The sequence below is a fragment of the Glycocaulis sp. genome (assembly GCF_051859565.1).
Lineage (GTDB): Bacteria > Pseudomonadota > Alphaproteobacteria > Caulobacterales > Maricaulaceae > Glycocaulis.
Window position 1 is genome coordinate 47,483 of the sequence record NZ_JBHYFK010000010.1, and the last position, 4,941, is coordinate 52,423.

5 protein-coding genes are annotated in these 4,941 nt (G+C 64.5%); all 5 read right to left on the minus strand.

The window, feature by feature from the left end; genetic code table 11:
• A partial coding sequence (locus ACTIGC_RS13165) for a tetratricopeptide repeat protein (protein WP_439634848.1) occupies window positions 1–1,557 on the minus strand: 1,557 nt, incomplete at its 3' end.
• On the minus strand, window positions 1,554–2,537 hold the full coding sequence (locus ACTIGC_RS13170; RefSeq protein ID WP_439634849.1) for an RluA family pseudouridine synthase: 984 nt from the start codon (window positions 2,535–2,537) through the stop codon (window positions 1,554–1,556). The genes ACTIGC_RS13170 and ACTIGC_RS13165, both read right to left, overlap by 4 nt.
• Before the next feature lie 60 nt (window positions 2,538–2,597).
• Window positions 2,598–2,996, minus strand: coding sequence for a fluoride efflux transporter CrcB (crcB, locus tag ACTIGC_RS13175; protein ID WP_439634850.1), 399 nt, complete (start codon window positions 2,994–2,996; stop codon window positions 2,598–2,600).
• Entirely contained in the window at window positions 2,993–3,376 is a 384-nt protein-coding gene (locus ACTIGC_RS13180; protein WP_439634851.1) for a fluoride efflux transporter FluC, read from the minus strand. Before ACTIGC_RS13180 ends, crcB begins: the two co-directional genes overlap by 4 nt.
• Window positions 3,377–3,431: 55 nt before the next feature.
• A complete protein-coding gene (locus ACTIGC_RS13185) occupies window positions 3,432–4,739 on the minus strand; it encodes a replication-associated recombination protein A (protein WP_439634852.1) in 1,308 nt (435 codons plus the stop codon).
• Between the last annotated feature and the right edge of the window lie 202 nt (window positions 4,740–4,941).

The window sequence follows — 4,941 nt, forward strand, 5'->3', positions numbered from 1 at the left end:
GATCCAGCCTGCCGGATGAAAATGGTTCACATGGCGGCCACCGCCATACAACCTGACAGACCAGCACCCTGACAGGCGGAACTTGCCGGTATTGCGGCAGGTCAATTCATGGTTTTTGTCACGTCCGATCTCGTTCAGATACTGGGAGATGGGCCCTCTAAGAGCGGAGAGGTAGGCCCTGACAGCCGGAGACGGATCACACAAGAGGCTTCGCGGTGTCTGTATCCCGTTGCGAAGAGACTGGTTGAATGGGCTGCGGGCCAGGACGTGACGTGCCTCAAGCACGCTTTTCAATGCCGAGTTCAGGCTTTCGCCATCGGGATAACCGTCGCAGCCCGGCAGGTGGTAAGCTCTCACAAACCGCTCATAGTCGTAGAGCTTGCGATATTGCGGATTGTCAGTCAGACGCCATAGCGTTGCCTGATAGGCCAGCCAGCCTTGGTCCAGCGGGTAGCGTGAGCGGAACTTCGATATAAGCTCATCGGCCTCGCCGTAGGCCCCGGTCATCAGCAGTGAAACAACAAGATTTATCGCGCAGCCGCTATCGTGCGGCCGGGCCGCATAGTCGATACGCGCAAGTTCAAGCGACTGTTCGCCCTCACCCATGCCCTGAAGCACAATAGCCCTCAGGCCGGCGATCTGGGGATTCGCCAGCGATGCCTCGGGTAACCGCGCCAGCAGCGCAAGCGCGTCGGCATGACGATCGATCTGGTAAAGGCAGTCAGCAGCTACTGCTACGAAAGCGGGATCCCCGGTTCTCGCGACGGACTCAATGAGGGCTTCAAACTCTTCTGTCTTGCCAGCCGTCCACAAGGCCTGCGCGAGATCGCGGAAAGTACTGATGGTTGCCTGGCGCGACCAGATATCTTGAAACATCCGGACAGCGTCGCTCGGCTTGCCGGCAAGGAATGTCGCACGGGCGCAAGCCGACTGCACAGAGACATGGCCGCGAAGCGATGCCGGCTGTTCGTCCAGCATCGCGGCAAGTTCGTCCGTCCTGTCCATCAGAGCCAGGGCGTCGATCCGTCCTGCCAGGCAGGACGCTGGATCGCCGCCAAGATCGGCCGCCTTTTCAAAAGCCGATATTGCTTCCAGGTACATGCCGGCCGCATAGTACGCTTTTGCTGCCGCTACCCAGCTATTGGAGCGTGACGCACCTGATCCGGCCGTCAGCGCTCGCGCAGCGCGCTCGGCGGCCTGGTGATCTCCGCTGGCACTTAGGGCACTCACCAGCCCCTCAGCATAAACCGCCTCAGCGGGGCGGGCTTTGGCAGCTTGCTTCCAAGCATCTGCTGCCTCGGCCGACCGCCCCGCGGCAAGCAGGCACCCGGCATAATTGTTGAGATACTCATGATTGCCGGGATCGAGACGCAGTGAGTGGCGCATCCACCCCAGAGCACCGTCAATATCTCCGAGACGGCGGGAGATTAGCCCTTGCAAATGAGCAGACTGGGCCGTCTCAGGGTTTGCCGCACGGTAGCTGTTCATCATGCCTTGGGCAGCCGCATAGTTGCGGGCCGTGTATGCAGCAAAGATGGTTTGCAGCGTTACACTCATGCCAGCTGGGCCTCTATCGCGCGCATATCCATCCCGGCATCAAAGCCCAGCGCCTCAAACGTGTCAGCCATGTGTTTGGGTAGCGGCGCCTCGAGCACGAGCGGCTTCTTGCCTTCGCGCGGGATAACCAGTTTGCGCGCATGCAGGTGCAGCTTTTGCGACACCCCGCCGAGCGGCGGCACGTCACACACATATTTCCCGTCGCCCTGAATGGCGTGACCGGCAGCGGCCAGATGCACGCGCAGCTGGTGGGTCCGGCCCGTCTCCGGGCGCAGGACAACCCAGCTCGCACGGCGGCCCGCCTCATCTGCCGTGGCATAGCGGGTAAGCGCGTATTGCGCGCCTTCCTCGCCATGGCGGGCAGCGACCATCAGCTCGCGGTCGCCCTGCGTGGAAGCCGTCTTCTTCATATAGCCGGTGATCTCGCCCGCGCGCGGCATCATGATGCCCAGCGCGATCGCCCAATAAGTCTTTTCAAGATCACGTCCCTTGAACAGGGCCGCCAGCGTGGCCGCATGCGATGCACCCTTGGCCACCACGATCACGCCGGACGTATCCTTGTCGAGACGGTGGACGAGGCGCGGGCGCCTGTCGCCAGTGCCGAACGCGTCCAGCAGGCCGTCCAGATGGCGCACCACTTTCGAGCCGCCCTGCACGGGCAGGCCAGGCGGCTTGTTCAGGGCGATGAGCGTATCATCCTCATAGAGCACCATGGAGCGTGCGAACGCCTTGTCCTCGGCGCTGATGGTCTTGGGCGGCGCAGCCTCACCCGGCGCAGGCAGCGGCGGAATGCGGATTTCCTGACCCGCCTCCAGCCGGTGATTACCCTTCACCCGTCCGCCATCAACACGCACCTGCCCGGTGCGCAGCAGCTTTTCCAGCGCGCCATGCGTTACATGGGGGAAATGACGCCTGAACCAGCGGTCGAGGCGAATGTCGGCCTCATCGGGGGCCACGGTGCGGGTTTCAACCTTGCTCATGGCGCGAAGGGATAGTGCCGCGCAGGCCCGCCTGCAAGACGGACGCTCTGCTGACGGCGCTCAGGGACGGACCGGACGCAACCGCGCACCGGCCAGCTTCCAGCCCGCAGCCACGCCAGCAAACCACAGCACGATCGACAGGACGAGGTAGAGAAGGGCCGGACCCGCCTCACCCGCCTGGGCAAGCAGAACAATCTCAAGACTGAAGATGGAAAAAGTGGTGAACCCGCCGCAAAACCCCGTCACCACGAAATGCCTCTGCACCAGGCCGGGCTTAATCCGCCCGCACACCATCGCGCCGGCATAGAGGCCGATCAGCAGGGAACCACACGCGTTGGCCGCCAGCGTTCCCCACGGCAAATCACCACCCGCGAGCGCCAGCGCAACTGCGTAGCGGGTGAGTGCGCCGAGCGCGCCCCCCGCGGCCACTGCCAGCAGGAGGTAAGGACGCGCCTTCATGCGCCTGCCAGCCCCGTCACAAGAGCAAACCCGCCTGCTGCCAGCATCAGACAGCCCGCAAGCGACAGGAGGGCCAGCGCGCCAGCCGCCACGATGCGGCCCGCCTGAAACAGCTCCAGCGTCTGCAGGGAAAAGGACGACACAGTCGTATAGCTGCCCAGCACGCCGATCACGAGAAACGTCCAGGCCGTACCCGCCGCACCGCCTTCTGACAACCATAGCCCGGCCAGCAGGCCGATCAGGGCAGCGCCTGTGAAATTGACCGCGAGCGTACCCCACGGAAACCTGCCGCCCAGACGCCCGTCGACAAAGGCCGCCAGCGCGTAACGTCCGAGCGCCCCAAGCGCGCCGCCAGCAGCGATGAGAAGGATGTGTTGCATGGACTAGTGGTTAGGCTCGGCAACACGCGCTGGCAAGTGAGTGGCTTAACGCCGGTTAGCCCCGCCTCTTCTCCCGCATCGCCCTCCAGCGCGCCAGCCGCTCGGCAATGGCGGCTTCACGCCCTGAATCCTTCGGCTCGTAAAGGCGCGGGCGGTCTTTCATGGCGCCAGGGAAATAGTCCTGACCTGACACGCCGCCGGGCGCATCGTGATCGTATTCATAGCCCTTGCCGTATCCCTGATCCTTCATCAGCCGGGTTGGCGCGTTGAGGATGTGGGCTGGCGGCATCAGCGAGCCGGTCTCTCCGGCGAGACGTTGGGCGGCCTTCCACGCCATGTAGACAGCATTGGACTTGGGCGCGCACGCCAGATGCACCACCGCCTGCGCCAGCGCCAGCTCGCCTTCCGGGCTGCCGAGGAAATCATAGGTTTCCTTCGCGGCCAGCGCGGCGTGAATGGCGGTCGGGTCGGCAAGTCCGATATCCTCATTGGCCATGCGCACAATGCGCCGGGCCAGAAACAGCGGATCCTCGCCAGCCCCCAGCATGCGCGCCAGCCAGTAGAGCGCCGCATCCGGGTCTGAGCCGCGCACCGATTTGTGCAGGGCGGAGATGAGATTGTAGTGCTCCTCGCGGTCCTTGTCGTAGACCGGCGCGCGGCGCTGCAGGAATTTGCCAAGCTCCGGCGTGGACAACGGGGCTTCAGGCTCCAGCCGCAGCACTTCCTCGGCGAGGTTCAGCAGGTAGCGCCCGTCCCCGTCGGCCATCGCTATCAACGCCTCGCGCGCCTCCGGCGACAAGGGCAGTTCATGACCCTCTGCCGCTTCCGCCCTCTGCAAGAGCAGCCCCAGCGCGCCCTCATCCAGACGTTTCAGCACCAGAACCTGACAGCGCGACAGAAGCGCGGCATTCAGCTCAAAGCTGGGATTTTCGGTCGTCGCCCCAACGAGCGTGACCACCCCCTCCTCCACCACGGGCAGGAAACCGTCCTGCTGCGCGCGGTTGAAGCGGTGTATCTCATCGACGAACAGGAGCGTGCCCTTGCCTGCCGCGCGCCGGCCACGCGCCTGCTCGAAGGCTTTTTTCAGATCCGCGACACCGGAGAACACCGCCGAGAGCGGGTGGAACTCCAGCCCCGATGCCTCGGCCAGCAGGCGGGCAATGGTGGTCTTGCCGACGCCCGGCGGTCCCCAGAGAATGATCGAGGATAGCCGACCCTGCGCCAGCATGCGCCCCAGCGGGCTGTCAGGCCCCAGCACATGGTCCTGCCCCACCACCTCTTCGAGCGATTGCGGACGCAGACGGTCGGCCAGCGGACGCGGGGCGTCGCTTTCAAGGCCAGCGGATTGGAAGAGGTCTGACATGGACGCAAGTGTGGCGCTCGCCAGGCCCGCGCGCAATCGCGCCGGTCAGAGTCGCTGCGATGTCTCCCCCCGTTTACGGGCGGGGTGAGAAGCGAAGCTTCGAACGCCCGAAGGGCCGAGGGGGGATTGTTCAATAAAAGCTCCCCCCACCCGCACCGTCGCCGCCCACACCCCCCCAAACACGGGGGGACACCGCACCGCC